Annotated in this window: 13 protein-coding genes; 2 read left to right on the forward strand and 11 right to left on the reverse strand. The window is 63.7% G+C overall.

The genetic code is table 11. From position 1 onward, the window contains the following. Positions 1 to 391: 391 nt before the first annotated feature. From moaA to ACZ445_RS16960, 8 genes are read right to left on the reverse strand one after another with little or no spacing between them, the layout of a single operon-like run. Positions 392 to 1,378: a GTP 3',8-cyclase MoaA gene (moaA, locus tag ACZ445_RS16925; RefSeq protein ID WP_310863820.1), complete on the reverse strand. Its 987-nt coding sequence runs from the start codon at positions 1,376 to 1,378 to the stop codon at positions 392 to 394. 1 nt (position 1,379) lies between these two features. Beyond that, positions 1,380 to 2,195 (reverse strand): peptidylprolyl isomerase, encoded by an 816-nt coding sequence (locus ACZ445_RS16930; protein ID WP_310863821.1) that lies wholly within the window; start codon positions 2,193 to 2,195, stop codon positions 1,380 to 1,382. A 10-nt stretch (positions 2,196 to 2,205) separates the two neighbouring features. Beyond that, positions 2,206 to 2,886, reverse strand: coding sequence for a respiratory nitrate reductase subunit gamma (gene narI / locus ACZ445_RS16935; RefSeq protein WP_248482089.1), 681 nt, complete (start codon positions 2,884 to 2,886; stop codon positions 2,206 to 2,208). Further along, entirely contained in the window at positions 2,879 to 3,634 is a 756-nt protein-coding gene (gene narJ / locus ACZ445_RS16940; RefSeq protein WP_464707312.1) for a nitrate reductase molybdenum cofactor assembly chaperone, read from the reverse strand. The genes narI and narJ overlap by 8 nt, the downstream gene beginning before the upstream one ends. A gap of 3 nt (positions 3,635 to 3,637) precedes the next feature. Then, positions 3,638 to 5,176, reverse strand: a complete 1,539-nt coding sequence (gene narH, locus ACZ445_RS16945; RefSeq protein WP_058427563.1) for a nitrate reductase subunit beta — start codon at positions 5,174 to 5,176, stop codon at positions 3,638 to 3,640. A gap of 1 nt (position 5,177) precedes the next feature. Continuing rightward, the gene (locus ACZ445_RS16950) at positions 5,178 to 8,951 is read right to left on the reverse strand and encodes a nitrate reductase subunit alpha (protein WP_464703830.1); all 3,774 of its coding nucleotides are present in this window, start codon (positions 8,949 to 8,951) and stop codon (positions 5,178 to 5,180) included. Between the two features lie 57 nt (positions 8,952 to 9,008). After that, on the reverse strand, positions 9,009 to 10,406 hold the full coding sequence (locus tag ACZ445_RS16955) for a NarK family nitrate/nitrite MFS transporter (RefSeq protein ID WP_310863822.1): 1,398 nt from the start codon (positions 10,404 to 10,406) through the stop codon (positions 9,009 to 9,011). A 2-nt stretch (positions 10,407 to 10,408) separates the two neighbouring features. Further along, positions 10,409 to 11,659 carry an MFS transporter gene (locus ACZ445_RS16960; protein ID WP_081049362.1) on the reverse strand — a complete coding sequence of 417 codons (1,251 nt, stop codon included), beginning with the start codon at positions 11,657 to 11,659 and terminating at the stop codon, positions 10,409 to 10,411. Between the two features lie 310 nt (positions 11,660 to 11,969). Between ACZ445_RS16960 and ACZ445_RS16965 the strand changes: the two genes are divergently transcribed. Together ACZ445_RS16965 and narL are read left to right on the forward strand one after the other, a co-directional pair. After that, complete coding sequence (locus tag ACZ445_RS16965) at positions 11,970 to 13,772, forward strand: HAMP domain-containing protein (protein WP_058427559.1); 1,803 nt, start codon at positions 11,970 to 11,972, stop codon at positions 13,770 to 13,772. Then, positions 13,769 to 14,416 carry a two-component system response regulator NarL gene (narL, locus tag ACZ445_RS16970; protein WP_179028317.1) on the forward strand — a complete coding sequence of 216 codons (648 nt, stop codon included), beginning with the start codon at positions 13,769 to 13,771 and terminating at the stop codon, positions 14,414 to 14,416. Before ACZ445_RS16965 ends, narL begins: the two co-directional genes overlap by 4 nt. A 792-nt stretch (positions 14,417 to 15,208) precedes the next feature. Here narL and ubiT read toward each other — a convergent pair. Genes ubiT through ubiU form a run of 3 tightly spaced genes read right to left on the reverse strand, consistent with a single transcriptional unit; the run spans position 15,209 to position 17,566 of the window. Then, positions 15,209 to 15,676, reverse strand: a complete 468-nt coding sequence (ubiT, locus tag ACZ445_RS16975; RefSeq protein ID WP_179040927.1) for a ubiquinone anaerobic biosynthesis accessory factor UbiT — start codon at positions 15,674 to 15,676, stop codon at positions 15,209 to 15,211. Beyond that, a complete protein-coding gene (locus ACZ445_RS16980) occupies positions 15,670 to 16,560 on the reverse strand; it encodes a U32 family peptidase (RefSeq protein ID WP_179040926.1) in 891 nt (296 codons plus the stop codon). Before ACZ445_RS16980 ends, ubiT begins: the two co-directional genes overlap by 7 nt. Positions 16,561 to 16,570: 10 nt before the next feature. Next, a complete protein-coding gene (ubiU, locus tag ACZ445_RS16985) occupies positions 16,571 to 17,566 on the reverse strand; it encodes a ubiquinone anaerobic biosynthesis protein UbiU (RefSeq protein WP_071492620.1) in 996 nt (331 codons plus the stop codon). Positions 17,567 to 17,575: the final 9 nt, after the last annotated feature.

Here is a 17,575-nt window from a genome sequence, read left to right on the forward strand (position 1 = left end):
CAGTGACTGACCCACTGCCATCGGGGGCAAGCCCCCTCCCACACTTTGACCGAGTACCGGCCATACAATCCGGTCGGCTCTAAGGCCGCCGCGCTCTTGCTTTTGATCTGGGAGCGCCCCGTCAAACACGCTGGCCGAACGCAGGCTTGAATCCGTGGGTAACCCGGCAGGACGCCGGGTTAGCCGCAATGGGCCATGGATGGCCCATTGCGGCGGCCCACGGATTCAAGCCGGAGTGAGGGCATGCCGAGCCTAAGCGAGGCACCGAGTGTTGGGGCGAAGGCCTTTTGCTTACTTTTGGCTGGGCCGGCATTCCGGCCTTTCCAAAAGTGAGCCGCCGTAAGGGCGGAACCATAAGTGGCCGTTACCTAAATAACGGATATGCCCCCAATCACCCCCCACTCACACTCATAAACCGCACCACCTGCACCTCCCCCGCCCCCGTAAAATCATGCCCCAACGGCTTCCCCCGCAACGCCCGATGCAACGCCTCAACCAACGGCCCATCCTCCAGCGGATAGCGCCTGAGCAACCCACGCAGGTCCAGCGCATCCTCCTGCCCCAGACACAACAACAACCGCCCCTCCACCGTCATTCGCACCCGATTGCAACTGCCACAAAAATTCTGCGAATTAGGCGAAATAAACCCGATCCGCGTCCGCGGATGCCCCGCCAACCGCACATACCTGGCCGGCCCACCGCTGTTTTCGGTGCTGTCGAGCAACACATGCTCACGGGCAATCACCCCACGCACGTCATCACTGGCACAGAACGTCTCCCCCCGCGAACGCCCCACATCCCCCAAGGGCATTTCCTCGATAAAACTGATATCGATCCCCTGCTCGATCGCATACCGCACCAACCCCGGCACCTCATCGAAATTGCGCCCTTTCATCACCACGCAATTGAGCTTGACCCGCTCGAACCCCGCCTCCCGCGCCGCCTCGATACCGTCCAGTACCTGGCGCAGGTCACCGTTGCGGGTGATCGCCCGAAACCGCTCGGGGTCCAGGCTGTCGAGGCTGATGTTCATGCGCTTGACCCCTGCGTCCACCAAGGGCCGCGCCAATCGCGCCAGTTGCGAGCCGTTGCTTGTCATCACCAGTTCACGCAAGCCCGGCAGCGCCGCGATGTTGCGACACAGCCCGACAATCCCCGGCCGGATCAGCGGCTCACCGCCGGTCAGGCGGATCTTGCGCACGCCCTGGCCCACGAACAGCCGGGCCAGGCGCTCGAGTTCTTCCAGGCTCAACACCTGCTGGCGCGGCAGGAAGGTCATGGTCTTCGCCATGCAGTACACACAGCGAAAATCACAGCGGTCGGTCACCGACAAGCGCAGGTAGTCGATGGTACGGCCGAGCCCATCCACCAGGCTCATGTCACTGCACCAACGGCGAGTCGGCGCCCTGCAGCGCAAGGCCACGAATGTCCGCCGCGCCGATCAGGGTTTGCAGGTACTGCACCAACGCCTTCTGCCACACGCCTTGTTGCAGCTGGGTGCGAATCGCCCCGGCCACGGCTTCATAAGGCAACGGCTGCCCTTCGATACGCTGGTCGATGCTGATCACGTGCCAGCCATAGCGGCTTTCCAGCGGTTTGTCGGCCAGGCCCGGTGCCAGGGTGAACAGCTGGCGCTCCAGTTCCGGCACGGTCTGGCCCTTGCTGATCTGGCCCAGCGAACCGCCCTGGGCCTTGGAGGGGCACGCCGAATACTTGAGGGCCAGTTCGGCGAAACTGCCGGGGGTCTGTGCCAGGCTCAGCAACAGGATTTCCGCCTGCACATGGGCCATCTGGCGTGCCTCGGCATCGTCCGGCGCGCACTCGAGCAGGATGTGCCGCACCGCCAGCAACGGCGCGCTGTGGAAGCGCCCGCGATTGCTCTCAAAGTAATGCCGGCAGGTCGCTTCGTCGCACTGCGGCACGCTGATTTCGCGCTCCAGCAATAAGCGCGTGGCCGCTTCCTCTTCGTTCTCGCCGGGGCCGATGTCCACCGCCAGGCCGAGTTCAGCAATACGCTGCTGCAACAACTCGCGAATCACCAGGGCGCGGGCCGCCAGGTACACCGCCGCTTCGCGGCTTTCGGCCGGGTGGTATTGCAACTCCAGGGCCATCGCCTCGGGCGTGATCGATACGCCATTGACGCTGACGATGGGCCATTCCTGTTCACTGCTGGCAATCAATTCAGGCTGGGTCATCACGCGCTCCTCACGACTTCTGCCGTACGATTTGGTAACGCCGCCCCAGGTACCAGATCGGCGCGCTGACCATGTGCACCAGGCGGGTAAACGGGAACAGCACAAACAGGGTCAAGCCCAATGCCACGTGGGCCTTGTAGATCAGCGACACTGGCGCAATCGACTCCGCCGCCTGCACCGGCCGCAGCAACACCACGTTCTGCGCCCAGTCGGCGAGCATCACCATCACCGAGCCGTCCATGTGCCCGGTCGAGGCGACGATGGTCAGCAAACCGAGCAGTAACTGCGCGAGCAGCACCAGCAGGATCAGGATGTCCGACGTACTCGATGTGGCGCGCACCCGCGGGTCGCTCAAGCGGCGGTTGACCAGCATCAGCAAGCCCACCAGGCACAGCAGGCCGAAGAACCCGCCGGAGACCATCGCCAGCAGTTGCTTGTTTTCAGTGCTGATTACGTGGTGATACACCGACGCCGGTGTGAGCAGGCCGACAAAATGCCCGGCCAGCACAAACAGCACGCCGATATGGAAGAAGTTGCTCGCCACGCGCATGCCGCGGTTGTTCAGCATCTGGCTGGAGCCGGCCTTCCAGGTGTACTGCGACAGGTCGAACCGCGCCCAACTGCCCAACAGGCAGATCGCCAGGGCCACATAGGGGTACACCCCGAATACCAGCAAATTCCACTTAGACATTACCCACCTCCCCGGCCGGCACGGCGGCCGGCGCTGCTTGCTGAAAATCCACCCAATGCAGCGGTACGGCGCTTTCTTCCCGCGCCTTGCCGGGTGCGCTCGGCATGGCGCTGCAACGGTCCTGCTGCTCGGCCTGCATAAAGTCCACGGCCTCCTCTTCCCACACCTTGTCGAGGGCTTCGAGGGAGTCGTCGCGCGGTTCGGCCGCCACTTGGGCGCGCACCTCGGCCACGGCCTGGTGCGGCTCGGTGCCGGCGATCTGCAACAGCGCGCGCATGCAACTGGCGTAGGCGCTCTCACGCTCTTCCAGGCGCGCCGCAAGCAACGCCAGCAGGTGCGCCACATCCGCCAGGCCCTCGCGGGCCTCGATGTCTTCGCGGGTGGAGAGGAACTCCAGGTACAACGGGATATAGTCCGGCAGCTCCTTGACGCCGATGGCAAACCCAGCGGCCTCGTACTGGGCCATCATGTCGACCATCGCCTGGCCACGGTCACGGGACTCGCCGTGCACGTGTTCAAACAACAGCAGCGACAGCGAGCAACCACGACCGAACAACGCGCCGTAGTGCTCCTGGCCATCCATCAGGTCATTGCCGCAGATCAGCTCCAACAGCTCGAACAACGCACCGCGTTGCTTGGGGCTGATTTCCCGCGACTCGATGATCGCCTGCTCCAGTTCATCGCGGCCGTTCACCAGAGTCTCGGTGGGATAGTCCAGCAGCAACGAAATCACTTTAAGAATGCGCATGGCTCAGTCCTCCCAGATCTGCACGGTTTTCAGGACGTCACGGCGATTGGCCTTCTTGGCGCCGAACATGTTGGTGTCGGAACTGCCGCTGCAGCCGCTGCCGAAACTGAAACCGCAGCCGGAACGTTCGGCGAACGCGTCGCTCATGGCGTCTTCACGGTGCGCGCTCGGCACCACAAAGCGGTCTTCGTAGTTGGCAATCGCCAGGTAGCGGTACATCTCTTCCACCTGCGGCACGCTCAGGCCCACGTCTTCGAGCACTTGCAGGTCCTGCACGCCATCGACCTGTTGGGAACGCTTGAACGCACGCATCGCCAGCAGACGCTTGAGGGCACGCTTGACCGGTTTTTCATCGCCGGCGGTGAGCATGTTGGCCAGGTAGCGCAGCGGAATGCGCAGGCTGTCCACGTCCGGGATCACCCCGTTCATGCCCACGGTGCCGGCCGCGGCGGCATTCTGGATCGGCGACAGCGGCGGCACGTACCAGACCATCGGCAAGGTGCGGTATTCCGGGTGCAGCGGCAGTGCGAGCTTCCAGTCCACCGCCATCTTGTACACGGGGGAGCGCTGCGCGGAGTCGATCACCGACTGTGGTACGCCATCAGCCAACGCCTGGCGGATCACCGCCGGGTCATTCGGGTCGAGGAAGATCTCCAGTTGCTTCTCGTACAGGTCGTGCTCGCTGGCAGTGCTCGCCACTTCGCTGATGCGGTCGGCGTCGTAGAGCAACACGCCGAGGTAGCGGATGCGCCCGACGCAGGTTTCGGCACACACGGTGGGCATGCCGGCCTCGATGCGCGGGTAGCAGAAGATGCACTTCTCGGACTTGCCGCTCTTCCAGTTGAAGTAGATTTTCTTGTATGGGCAACCGCTGATGCACATGCGCCAGCCGCGGCATTTTTCCTGGTCGATCAGCACGATGCCGTCTTCTTCACGCTTGTAGATCGCACCGCTGGGGCACGACGCCGCGCACGCCGGGTTGAGGCAGTGCTCGCACAGGCGCGGCAGGTACATCATGAAAGTGTTTTCGTACTCGCCGTAGATATCCGCCTGGATCTGGTCGAAGTTCTTGTCCTTGCGGCGCTTGGCGAACTCGGTGCCGAGGATTTCCTCCCAGTTCGGGCCCCACTCGATTTTCTGCATGCGCTTGCCCGATACCACCGAGCGCGGCCGCGCGGTGGGTTGGTGCTCGCCCAACGGCGCGGTGTGCAGGTGCTGGTAATCGAAGTCGAACGGCTCGTAGTAGTCGTCCAGGCTCGGCAGGTCCGGGTTGGCGAAGATGTTCGCCAGCACGCGGAACTTGCCGCCGATACGCGGGTTGATGCTGCCGTTGGCGTTACGCACCCAGCCGCCCTTCCACTTGTCCTGGTTTTCCCACTCCTTGGGGTAGCCGATGCCAGGCTTGGATTCGACGTTGTTGAACCAGGCGTACTCCATGCCTTCGCGGCTGGTCCACACGTTCTTGCAGGTGATCGAGCAGGTGTGGCAGCCGATGCATTTGTCCAGGTTCAGCACCATGCCGATCTGTGAGCGAATCTTCATCTCAGTTCTCCTCGATATCGGTCGGCAATGGGCGCGGCAAGTCATCGCCGGTGGAACCATCGAGCCAGTCGACCTTGGCCATCTTGCGCACCACGACGAACTCGTCGCGGTTGCAACCGACCGTGCCGTAATAGTTGAAGCCATAGGCCTGCTGGGCGTAGCCGCCGATCATGTGGGTCGGCTTGAGCACCACGCGGGTCACCGAGTTGTGGTGGCCGCCCCGGGTCTTGGTGGTCTCCGAACCGGGCACGTTCACGATGCGTTCCTGGGCGTGGTACATCATCACCATGCCCTCCTTGACCCGTTGGCTGACCACCGCACGGGCAGTGAGCGCGCCGTTGACGTTGAAGCATTCGATCCAGTCGTTGTCCTCGATGCCGGCGCGCTTGGCGTCGATTTCCGAGAGCCACACGATCGGCCCGCCACGGCTCAGGGTGAGCATCAGCAGGTTGTCGCTGTAGGTGCTGTGGATGCCCCACTTCTGGTGAGGGGTGATCCAGTTCAGCACGATCTCGGTCTCGCCATTGCTGCGCTTGCCCTTCACGCCTTCGATGGTGCGGGTGTTGACCGGTGGCCGGTAGCTCATCAGTTGTTCGCCGAACGCCTGCATCCACGGGTGGTCCTGGTAGAACTGCTGGCGGCCGGTGATGGTGCGCCATGGGATGTTTTCATGGACGTTGGTGTAGCCGGCGTTGTAGCTCACGTGGTCGTCTTCCAGGCCCGACCAGGTGGGGCTGGAGATGATCTTGCGTGGCTGCGCCTGGATGTCGCGGAAGCGGATCGCCTCATGGGCCTTGGGCAGCGCCAGGTGGCTGTGGTCGATGCCGGTGAAGGCCGACAGCGCCGCCCAGGCCTTGACCGCCACATGGCCGTTGGTTTCCGGGGCCAGGGACAGGATCACCTCGGCCGCATCGATGGCCGTGTCGATCTTCGGCCGCCCATGGCTGATACCCGCGTCGCCTTCGTGATGGTTCAGCTCGCCGAGGAAGGCCACCTCGTCATCGGTGTTCCAGTTGATGCCCTTGCCGCCGTTGCCGAGTTTTTCCAGCAAGGGCCCGAGGGAGGTAAATTTCTTGTAGATGTTCGGGTAGTCACGCTCCACCACCGCCATGTTCGGCGCGTTCTTGCCGGGTACAGGCGCCACACCGGCGCTTTTCCAGTCGGTGCCGCCGAACGGCTGGGCCAGTTCGCCGACGCTGTCATGCATCAGCGGCACGGTGACCAGGTCCTGCTCGACGCCCAGATGCCCGACCGCCATGGCCGAGAACGCCTTGGCAATGCCCTTGTAGATTTCCCAGTCGGAACGCGACTCCCACGCCGGGTCGATGGCTGCCGACAACGGGTGGATGAACGGGTGCATGTCCGAGGTGTTCATGTCGTCTTTTTCGTACCAGGTGGCGGTCGGCAAGACGATGTCGGAGTACACGCAGGTGGACGACATGCGGAAGTCCAGGGTGGTCACCAGGTCGAGCTTGCCGATGGCGCCGTCGTCGACCCATTCGGCTTCGGTGGGCTTGCTTTCGCCGCCAAAGCCGATGTCTTCGTTCATCACGCCGTTCTTGGTGCCGAGCAGGTACTTGAGCATGTACTCATGGCCCTTGCCCGACGAACCAAGCAGGTTGGAACGCCAGATGAACATGTTGCGCGGGAAGTTCACCGGGCTGTCCGGTTGCTCGCAGGCAAAGCGCAAGGTGCCGTTCTGCCAGGCCTTGACCACGTAGTCTTTGGGCTCCATGCCGGCGGCCGCCGCGTCCCGGCAGATATGCAGCGGGTTGGTGTTCAGTTGTGGCGCGCTGGGTAACCAGCCGGCGCGTTCGGCGCGGATGTTGTAGTCCAGTGCATGGGTGGGGAACTGCGACTTGTCCGCCATCGGCGACAACACGTCGTGCATGTTCATTTTTTCGTGGCGCCACTGCGAGCTGTGGCCGTAGAAGAAGCTGGTGCCGTTCATCTGGCGTGGCGGGCGGCTCCAGTCCAGGCCGAACGCCAGGGGCAGCCAGCCGCATTGCGGGCGCAGTTTTTCCTGGCCGACATAGTGGGCCCAACCGCCGCCGGTCTGGCCGACACAACCGCAGAGCATGAGCATGTTGATCAGCCCGCGGTAGTTCATGTCCATGTGGTACCAGTGGTTCATCGCCGCGCCGACGATGATCATCGAGCGGCCCTTGGTCTTGTCGGCGTTGTCGGCGAACTCACGGGCGATCTGGATGGCTTTCTCGCGGCTGACGCCGGTGATCGCTTCCTGCCAGGCCGGGGTGCCCGGCACGCTGGCGTCGTCGTAGTCCCGGGCCACGTTGCTGCCGCCCAGGCCACGGTCGATGGCCAGGTTGGCGGCGGACAGGTCGAACACCGTGGCGACCTTGGCCACGCTGCCATCGGCCAACGTTACGCTGTGCACCGGCACGCGGCGGAACTGCACGGCGTCACCGGCCACGTGCTGGAAGTGTTCGTGGGCTTCACCGGCAAAGTACGGGAAGCCGACTTCAGCCACGTCTGCGCCGATCAGGCTGAGCTTGAGGTCAATCTCACGGCCTTCACCGCCCTCTTTGGCGAGGATGTTCCACTTGCCCTTCTCACCCCAGCGGTAGCCGATGGACCCTTGTGGCGACACCAGTTCGCCGCTCTCGTCGAGGGCGATGGTTTTCCATTCCGGGTTGTTGTCCTGGCCCAGGTTACCGGTGAGGTCCGAGGCGCGCAGGAAGCGGTCAGGCTGGAAGCCGGCGCCGGGGGCAAACCCGGTCACGGGCTTGAGCATCACCAGCACCGGCAGGTCGGTGAAGCGCTTGGCGTAGTCGGTGAAATAGGCGCTCGGGTGGTCGAGGTGAAATTCCTTGAAGATCACATGGTTGAAGGCCTGGGCCAACGCGGCGTCGGTGCCCTGCTTGGGGTTGAGCCACAGGTCGGTGAGCTTGGCCACTTCCGAATAGTCGGGGGTGATGGCCACCGTCTTGGTGCCCTTGTAGCGCACCTCGGTAAAAAAGTGCGCGTCCGGCGTACGGGTCTGCGGGACGTTGGAACCCCAGGCAATGATGTAGTTGGAGTTGTACCAGTCGGCCGATTCCGGCACGTCGGTCTGCTCGCCCCACACCATCGGCGAGGCCGGTGGCAGGTCGCAGTACCAGTCGTAGAAACTCAGGCACACCCCACCCAGCAGCGACAGGTAACGCGAGCCGGCGGCGTAGCTGACCATCGACATGGCCGGGATCGGCGAGAAGCCGACGATGCGGTCCGGCCCGTATTGCTTGATGGTGTAGACGTTGGAGGCAGCGATGATCTCGTTGACCTCCGCCCAGTTGGAGCGGATGAAACCGCCCATGCCACGCTTGCTCTTGTACGACTCGGCCTTGGCCTTGTCCTCGACAATGCTCGCCCAGGCCTCCACCGGGGCCTTGGTCAGGCGCGCTTCACGCCACAGCTTGAGCAACGGCTTGCGGATCTTCGGGTACTTGAGCCGGTTGGCGCTGTAGATGTACCAGCTGTAGCTGGCGCCACGCGGGCAGCCACGGGGTTCGTGGTTGGGCAGGTCGTTGCGGGTGCGCGGGTAGTCGGTCTGCTGGGTTTCCCAGGTGATCAGGCCGTTCTTCACGTAGATCTTCCACGAGCAGGAGCCGGTGCAGTTCACCCCGTGGGTGGAGCGCACGATCTTGTCGTACTGCCAGCGCGAACGGTAGACGTTTTCCCAGTCGCGGGACTCCTTGCGGGTCTCGCCGTGCCCCTCGGAGAACTCGTCTTGCTTGCGGTTGAAGAACCGCAGTTGATCCAGTAAGTGACTCATGGTGCTTTCCTCATCAGGCGTGCCGTGGGGTGCGTTGCCCCGCGAATTCAGGTCGGACTAGCAGGGTGTGGCGCAGCCCTTGCGGGCGTACCACCACCAGGTCACGACGATGCAGCTCAGGTAGAAACCGACAAACATGTAGAAGGCCATGGCCGGGCTGCCGGTGGCGGCCATGGAACTGCCGAAGGATTTGGGGATGAAGAACGCGCCGAACGCGCCCATGGCCGAGCTGAACCCCAGCACCGCAGCCGATTCCTTGCCGGCGTCCTTCAGGGCCTGTTCACGCACCGCAGCGGGTTGGCCGGCGCTGGCCTTCTCGTGAACGGTGCGGAAGATCACCGGGATCATGCGGAAGGTCGAGCCGTTGCCGATGCCGGTGGTGATGAAGAGCAGCATGAACAGGCCGAGGAAGCCGTAGAAGCTGCCGCCCTGCCCGTTCTGCGGCAGAAAGTGCAGCACGCCGAACACCATCACGATCATCAGCACGAAGTTCCACAGGGTCACCCGCGCACCGCCCAGTTTGTCCGCCAGCCAGCCGCCGAGCGGGCGTACCAGCGCGCCCACCAGCGGGCCGAGGAAGGCGAATTTCAGCGCCACCACCTCGGGAAACGAGGTCTTGATCAGCAGCGGGAACGCCGCCGAAAAACCGATGAATGAACCGAAGGTCGCGAGGTACAACCAGCACATCAGCCAGTTGTGCTTGCGTTTGAAGATCACCGCCTGGTCGCTGAACGACGCACGGGCGCTGGACAGGTCATTCATGCCGAACCACGCGGCCACGGTGACGGTGAGGATGAATGGCACCCAGATGAAACCGGCATTCTGCAACCACAGCTGGCTGCCGTCCGCCAGGGTTTGCGGTTGCCCGCCCATCAGGCCGAACACCCCGAAGGTGATCACCAGCGGCACGCAGAACTGCATCACCGACACGCCCAGGTTACCCAGGCCGGCGTTCAGGCCAAGGGCAGTGCCCTGTTGCGCCTTGGGGTAGAAAAAGCTGATGTTGGACATGCTCGAAGCGAAGTTGCCGCCGCCGAAACCGCAGAGCAACGCGATCAATACGAACACGCTGTAGGGCGTGTTGGGGTCCTGCACCGCGAAGCCCATCCACAGCGACGGCAGCAGCAACGACGCGGTACTCAGGGCGGTCCAGCGGCGCCCGCCGAAGATCGGCACCATGAACGAGTAGAACACCCGCAACGTCGCGCCAGAGAGGCCCGGCAGTGCCGCCAGCCAGAACAGCTGGTCGGTGGTGAAGCTGAAGCCGATGGCGTTGAGGCGCACGATCACCGTGCTCCACACCATCCACACGGCAAAGGCCAGCAACAGCGCGGGGATCGAGATCCACAGGTTGCGGGTGGCGGTCTTCTTGCCGCTGGCGCCCCAGAACGCTGGGTCTTCAGGGCGCCAGTCATGGATCACCGGGCCCGAGGTGGGCTTTTGCGCAATGGACATGATCATTCTCCTTGGAGCGCGGGCTTGCCGAGCAGCGGTTGTTTGCGGATTTCGCTGAAGTACATCCAGGCCAGGGACACCCAGACCACGCCGTACATCAACATGAAGCAGGAAGAGCGCACGCCGGTGAGGTCCACCAGGGCGCCGAACATAATCGGCAGCACAAAGCCACCCAGGCCGCCGGCCAGGCCGACGATGCCGGACACCGCGCCCATGTTTTGCGGGTAGTCATTGGCGATGTACTTGAACACCGAGGCCTTGCCGAACGCGAAGGCGATGCCCATCACGAACAGCAGCACGGTGAACAGCGCAGGGGTGAGGCCGATGTGGAAATCCAGCGGGCCGTTGACGGTCATCACCTGCAACTGGGTCTGCGGGTAGCTGAGCAGGAACAGGCACACCCAGCTCACCCACAACACCCACCAGGTCACGCTCTGCGCGCCCCAGCGGTCGGACATCCAGCCGCCCACGGCGCGCAGCACACCACCCGGCAGCGAGAAACACGCGGCCAGCAGCGCGGCGCTTTGCAGGCTGAAACCGTATTCCTGCACGTAGTACTTGGTCACCCACAGCGCCAGCGCCACATAGCCGCCGAACACAATCGAGTAGTACTGGCAGTAGCGCCACACGGCCGGGTCTTTGAGGCACAGCAACTGTTGGCGCAAAGTGGCGCCGCCGGCGCTGCGGTGGGCCTTGTTTTCGCTGGTGAGGAACCAGAACAGCAGCGCGGTGATAAACAGGATCGCGCTGAACACCTTGGGCACCAGGTGCCAGGTACCAAGGGCGATCAGGCCCGGCGCGAGAAACTTGGTCACCGCCGCCCCCGCATTGCCAGCACCGAACACGCCCATGGCGAAGCCCTGGTTGTGCTTGTCGAACCATTTGGCGACGTAGGCGATGCCCACCGAAAACGAGCCGCCGGCCAGGCCGACAAACAGGCCCAGCACCAGGAACTGCCAGTAGGCGGTGGCGTAGGTGATCAGGTACAGCGGCAACACGCAGGCAAGCATCAGCAGGAAGAACACGATGCGCCCGCCGAAACGGTCGGTGAGCAGGCCCAGCGGCAGGCGCACCAGGGAGCCGGTCAATACCGGGGTGGCGGCCAGCAGGCCGAACTGGGTTTCGTTGAGTTGCAGCAGCTCCTTGATGGGCACGCCGAGCACGGCGAACATCATCCACACCATAAAGCAGACGGTGAAGGCCAGGGTGCTCATGCCCAGCACCAGGCCTTGTCTTATACGGGGTTGAGTCACGGTATGCGCTCCAGAAAGTGATTCCATGGGCGCAGGTTAGGGGCGGCACTTGGGTGGAACTTGACCCAGGTCAACGTCCGCCGGGTGGGTATGGGGCTATGCTCGCCCCGTCTACCTCCAAGGAGGTAGTCAGCAAAACAAGAGAAAGTCTTTATTTATCAATGGATTGTTCTCTTGTGCCGGCTTTTATCCGTGGGAGGGTTCGCCGGCAATTCTTTAGAGGTAGTGCGCCAGGGAAGGCCATCGACAACCCCCTTTCCCGCTCCAGGTGCGACCATGCTGCTCTGCCATCCACTCCGACTGCGCCGTCATGCTTGACTGGCTGCGCAGTTCCCTGCCCGCCCGTGCCGGCCTGGCGGTGATCCTCATCGCGATCCTGGCCCTGGCCAGCTCCCTCAGTGCCGGGCTGATCGCCTGGTTCAGCCAGGGCGACGCCGCGGCGATCAACACCGCAGGCTCGGTGCGCATGGAGACCTACCACCTCAGCTGGAAGCTGGCGGCCGGCGCGCGCGCGGATGAGGTCGCCGAGGTCAGCCAGAGCCTGCAACGCCGGCTCGACAGCCCCTCGCTCAGGGCGGCGCTGGAAGACGGCCCGCAAAGCGCGCTGTTGCAGAGTTACCAGCAGATCCGCCAACGCTGGGACAGCGAACTGGGCCCGGCGGTGATTCGCGGTGACGCCGACTTGTTCCAGGCCCGCGCACCGGCGTTCGTCGAGCAACTGAACCAGTTCGTCAGCCTGTTGCAGCAACAGAGCGAACAGAAACAAGGCTGGCAGCAAGGCATCCAGGGCCTGGCGTTGTTCAGCACCTTGATCATCCTGTTGCTCGGCCTGTACGAGTTGCAGTACGGCGTGGTCAACCCGCTGGAAGAACTGGTGCACGCCACCCGGCGTTTTCGCGACGGCGACTTCAAGACCCGGGTCAACCACCGTTCCGAGGACGAACTGGGCCAACTGGCGCTGAGCTTCAACGCCATGGCCGAGACCATCGAGGCCTCCCACCGCACCCTGGAAACCCAGGTGCAACTCAAGACCCTCAACCTGCAACAAGCCAACGCCGCCCTCGAATTGCTCTACCAGAGCAGCCGCAGCCTGGCCACGCGCCTGGCCAATGCCGAGGGCCTGGATGAACTGATCCGGCGCTTCCAGAAACGCCTGCCGGGCCTGCGCCTGTCGCTGTGCCTGCAAGGTCACTTCCTCGCCCCAGCCCAGCAGATGCTGGCCCTGCACGGCGAGAACAGCCGCAACGTGTGCGCCATCGGCGACTGTGCCACCTGCCAGAAGCACAAGGCCGCACCGCCACAGGTGTTCAGCATCAGCAACCAGGGCACGGAACTGGGCGAACTCAAGGCGCACTTCCTCGACGGCCACCCGCCCCAGGACTGGGAAAAACAACTGATCCAGGCCCTGGCAAACCTGATCGGCACTTCGCTGTCGCTCAAGCGCCAGCGCGAGCAGGACCACCGCCTGTTGCTGCTCGACGAGCGCACCATCATCGCCCGCGAACTGCACGATTCCCTGGCCCAGGCGCTGTCCTACATGAAGCTGCAAGTGAGCCGCATGCAAACCCTGATCCGTCGTGGCGAACCGGTCGAAACCCTGGCCACCGTCACCAGCGAACTGCGCGATGGCCTCAACAACGCCTACCGGCAACTGCGCGAATTGCTCACCACCTTCCGCCTGCAGATCCACGATGCCGGGCTGGTGCAGGAGCTGCAGGACACCGCCGAAGAATTCTCCCGGCGCGGCGAATTCCAGGTGCACTTGCACGTGGACGCCCTGGCCTTCCAGCTGTCGGCCAGCGAGCAGATTCACATGCTGCAGATCACCCGCGAAGCGCTGTCCAACTGCCTGCGCCACGCCCATGCACAGAATGCCTGGCTGCAGCTGCGCCAGGTCGGCGAGACCGTGAGCCTGAGCATCGAAGACGATGGCCGGGGTTTCTGCGGCGCCGTCGACCAGCGCGAACACCACGGCCTGACCATCATGGACGAACGCGCCCGCAGCCTGCACGGCCAGCTTGAGATCAGCCCACGCGAGCCCCAGGGCACCCGCGTGCAATTGCGTTTCCAGCCGGAATTCCTCGGCCACACCCTACAAGGCAGCACCTCATGAACGTCCCTCTTCGCCACCGGATCCTGCTGGTCGACGACCACCCGATGATGCGCCACGGCATGCGCCAGATTCTCGAACTGGAAGACGACCTGCACGTGGTCGGCGAGGCCGGCAACGGCCAGGAAGCCCTCGACCAGATCGCCAGCCTGCAACCGGACCTGGTGCTGCTGGACAACAACATGCCGCACATGAACGGCCTGGAAACCCTGCGTCGCCTGCGGGCCATGGACTACGCGGGCAAGGTGTTGCTGTTTACCGTGTCCGACGCCGAAGACGATATTCGCGATGCCCTGCGCCTGGATGCCAATGGGTATCTGCTCAAGGACATGGAACCGGAATTGGTGGTCGAGTTTATCCGTGATGCGTTGCATGGCGCGTTGGTGATCAGCCCTGGCTTGACCAGGGTCCTGGCCCAGGCGTTGCGCTCGCCGCAGCCCCATGCGGCGGTGGAATTGACTGACCGGGAGCGGCAGGTGTTGAAGACGATTGCCAGTGGCTACAGCAACAAGGTGATCGGGCATAAGTTGGGGATTACCGAGGGGACGGTGAAGGTGCATGTGAAGAATTTGCTGCATAAGCTGGGGTTGAGGTCGCGGGTGGAGGCGGCGGTTTGGGCGATGGAGCACCTCCGGCAGGTGGGGTGAGCTTTTGACCGGGTGTATATCCATTATTTAGGTGATGGCTGATATGGGTTCCGCCCTTACGGCGGCTCACTTTGGAAAAGCCGGAATGCCGGCCCAGCCCAAAGTAAGCAAAGGGCTCTTGCCCCAACACTCGGCACCTCGCCTATGCTCGGTGTGCCCGTAATTCGACAGTGATTTGGGGGGCCGCCTAAGATCAAAATCAAAAGCAGATCTAAAGCCAGAGCCACAGCCACAACCACAGCCACAGCCACAGCCACAGCCACAGCCACAGCCACAGCCAGAGCCAGAGCAAACCACCCTTCAACTGATACATGAAGATCAAACTGTGGGAGGGGGCTTGCCCCCGATGGCGGTGTGTCAGCCAACTCATCAGTGACTGACCCACTGCCATCGGGGGCAAGCCCCCTCCCACACTTTGACCGAGTACCGGCCATACAATCCGGTCGGCTCTAAGGCCGCCGCGCTCTTGCTTTTGATCTGGGGCGCCCCGTCAAACACGCTGGCCGAACGCAGGCTTGAGTCCGTGGGTAACCCGGCAGGACGCCGGGTTAGCCACCCCGCGCCATGGATGGCGCGTGGCGGCGGCCCACGGATTCAAGCCGGAGTGAGGGAACACCGAGCCTAGGCGAGGTGCCGAGTGTTGGGGCAAGAGCGTTTTGCTTACTTTTGCGCTTTTCAAAAGTGAGCCGCCGTAAGGGCGTAACCAATAGCCGCCGTTACCGAAGAAACGGATATGCCCACCGAGATACCCCCCCAACGAGGCATACCCCAAACCCCAGGGTGCAGATGCCGTCAGGTCGCAAGCCCCCGCCCCGCCCGCTCAAGATTGCGCCACAACCAGGGCGGCAAGACCTCCGGGTCGAGGCTGTCGATCAGGTTCTTCAAGCCCAACCCCAGCTCCGTATCCCCTTCGATCACCAGGCGCCGCCGGAAGAACAACGTATCCGGGTCTTCCTGCCGACTGGCCAACAACAAGAACTCGCGCCAATTGCCGCTGATGGTCACTTGGGCCTGCGCCTTCTGCGCAATGTGCAAACCATCCCGCGCCAACGTCAGGTACCAGCACAAGCCCAGGTCCGGAATGCGCAGGCACATCCAGCGCCCGCGCAGCAGGTCAAAACCGCCGTCGCGCAGCGGCTCGGCCAGGCAGCGGTTGAGCCCCTGTTGCAACGCCAGGCGCTGCACCGCAAAGGGCACCCGCCGAATCAGCGGCAACACCCGGTCAGCCCCCTTGAGCAACCATTGCTTGCGATTCAACACAACCCCACCTCCTCGACCCGCAACATGCCCGCCTGCCCATGCCAGTAACCGTTGCAGCCACTCACCACCAACGGCGGCGTGGCCCCCTGGCGCACCTCGTCGAAGGCACGCACCACCTCGGCCATGCCCTCGGCCCGTGGGCTCAGGCGCAACAGGTCGGCGCCACAGGCGACCAAGCCGGGATAGTCCGCCAGCAAGTTGGTCACCTCAGCGGACATCGTCTGAATCCCATTCAAGGTAAACAGCGCCTGCCCCTCCTGGCTGGTCAACGCCATGCCATCCGGGTAGTTGATGCAGCAAAACTGGCAGTCGTCCTTGGGCCGGTTTTCCGCACGGGCGGTGAAACAGCGCGCCGAATACGCCAGGGGCAGATGGCCGTAGGCGAAGATCTCCACCTCGGGCAACGGCCGTCCCAGTTCGCGGACCTGCTCCAGCACATCGGCGATCAGGCCGTGGGAGCATTCCACTGGCGGCACCCAGCGTTGCATGCCCGCGTCGAGCAGCTGCACCAGGGCGTGGCCGTTGTAGAGGTTGAGCGCCGGGCCGCCGACAAAGGGCACTTTGCGCTCGATCAGCAACTGCACGGCGCCCATGTCGTTGGCCTCCACCAGCAACTCGCCGTTGTCGCACAGGCGGCGCAGGCTGGAGAGTTCCGACGCAGCTTCGATCAGGGTGAGGCTCGACAACACGATCTGCGCCGGGCTGCACGCCTGCAACTCACGCCCCAGGCCCAGCCATTGATCCAGGTTCAGCGCGCGGCGTTTGGCGCACACGGTTTCCCCCAGGTAAATCACGTCCAGGGGCAAGGTAGCCATGTCGGCGTAGAAGCGCCCCAACTGTTGCTTGTCCCAATAAAACAACACCGGTCCCAGGCTGAGTTTCATCGATGTGTCCTCATTGCCATGCACGATGGTAAGCCCCCAGGGTGGTCTGGCTGCCCTCGGAAAGCCCGGCAAGCACTTGGCGCCATTGGTCCTTGACCGCGAAATGGGCCGGGCTGCTGCGGTGCGCGTCGAGGGCGGCGCGCCACACGCGGGTGACTTGCTCCACATAGGCCGGGCTGCGTTGCCGGCCTTCGATCTTCACCGCTTCCACGCCGATCGCACTGAGTTCGGGCAGCAGGTCCAGGGTGTCGAGGCTGGTGGGTTCTTCCAGCGCATGGAAGCGCTTGCCGCCCACCAGGAAACGGCCCTTGCACAGGGTCGGGTAGCCGGCGGGTTCGTCCGGGGTGTAGCGGTCGATCAGCACTTCGCTCAGGCGTGCGCTGAGGCCGTCGGCATCTTCGCTCCAGCGCACTGCTTTGGCCGGCGAACACACGCCGCACAGGTTGGGTGATTCACCCGTGATGTAGGAGGACAGATGGCAACGCCCTTCGGCCATGATGCACAGGCTGCCAAAACCGAACACCTCGATGGGCACCGTGCCGCTGGCCGCCACCTGCTTGACCTGGGCCAACGACAACACCCGAGGCAGCACCGCGCGCCGAATGCCATAGCGTTCCACATAGAATTTCAACGCCGCCGCATGGGTGGCCGAGCCCTGCACCGACAGGTGCAATGCCAGCTGTGGATGACGTTGCGCGGCATAGCCAAGCACGCCGGGGTCACCGGCGATCAGCGCGTCCACGCCATGGTCGGCGGCACGGTCCACGGCGCGCTGCCAGCGCGACCAGATCTTCGGCTGCGGGTAGGTGTTGACCGCCACGTAGAGCTTGCGCTGGTGCTGGCGGATATGGGCGACGGCGGCGTCGAACTGCTTGTCGTCCATGTTCAGCCCGGCGAAATGCCGGGCATTGGTGTCATCGCGAAAACCCACGTACACCGCGTCGGCGCCTTGGCGTACGGCGGCTTTCAGCGCAGGCAGGTTGCCTGCCGGACAGACCAGTTGCATGGTGGCTCC

It is taken from the genome of Pseudomonas allii (assembly GCF_055380095.1).

Bases quoted from the DNA above. Each gene is read 5' to 3' on its own strand.
- narL (WP_179028317.1), top strand. From the start codon at position 13,769: ATGAACGTCCCTCTTCGCCACCGGATCCTGCTGGTCGACGACCACCCG.
- ACZ445_RS16965 (WP_058427559.1), top strand. From the start codon at position 11,970: ATGCTTGACTGGCTGCGCAGTTCCCTGCCCGCCCGTGCCGGCCTGGCG.
- ACZ445_RS16955 (WP_310863822.1), bottom strand. From the start codon at position 10,406: ATGTCCATTGCGCAAAAGCCCACCTCGGGCCCGGTGATCCATGACTGG.
- moaA (WP_310863820.1), bottom strand. From the start codon at position 1,378: ATGAGCCTGGTGGATGGGCTCGGCCGTACCATCGACTACCTGCGCTTG.
- narH (WP_058427563.1), bottom strand. From the start codon at position 5,176: ATGAAGATTCGCTCACAGATCGGCATGGTGCTGAACCTGGACAAATGC.
- ACZ445_RS16930 (WP_310863821.1), bottom strand. From the start codon at position 2,195: ATGACCCAGCCTGAATTGATTGCCAGCAGTGAACAGGAATGGCCCATC.
- ACZ445_RS16980 (WP_179040926.1), bottom strand. From the start codon at position 16,560: ATGAAACTCAGCCTGGGACCGGTGTTGTTTTATTGGGACAAGCAACAG.
- ubiU (WP_071492620.1), bottom strand. From the start codon at position 17,566: ATGCAACTGGTCTGTCCGGCAGGCAACCTGCCTGCGCTGAAAGCCGCC.
- narJ (WP_464707312.1), bottom strand. From the start codon at position 3,634: ATGCGCATTCTTAAAGTGATTTCGTTGCTGCTGGACTATCCCACCGAG.
- narI (WP_248482089.1), bottom strand. From the start codon at position 2,886: ATGTCTAAGTGGAATTTGCTGGTATTCGGGGTGTACCCCTATGTGGCC.
- ACZ445_RS16950 (WP_464703830.1), bottom strand. From the start codon at position 8,951: ATGAGTCACTTACTGGATCAACTGCGGTTCTTCAACCGCAAGCAAGAC.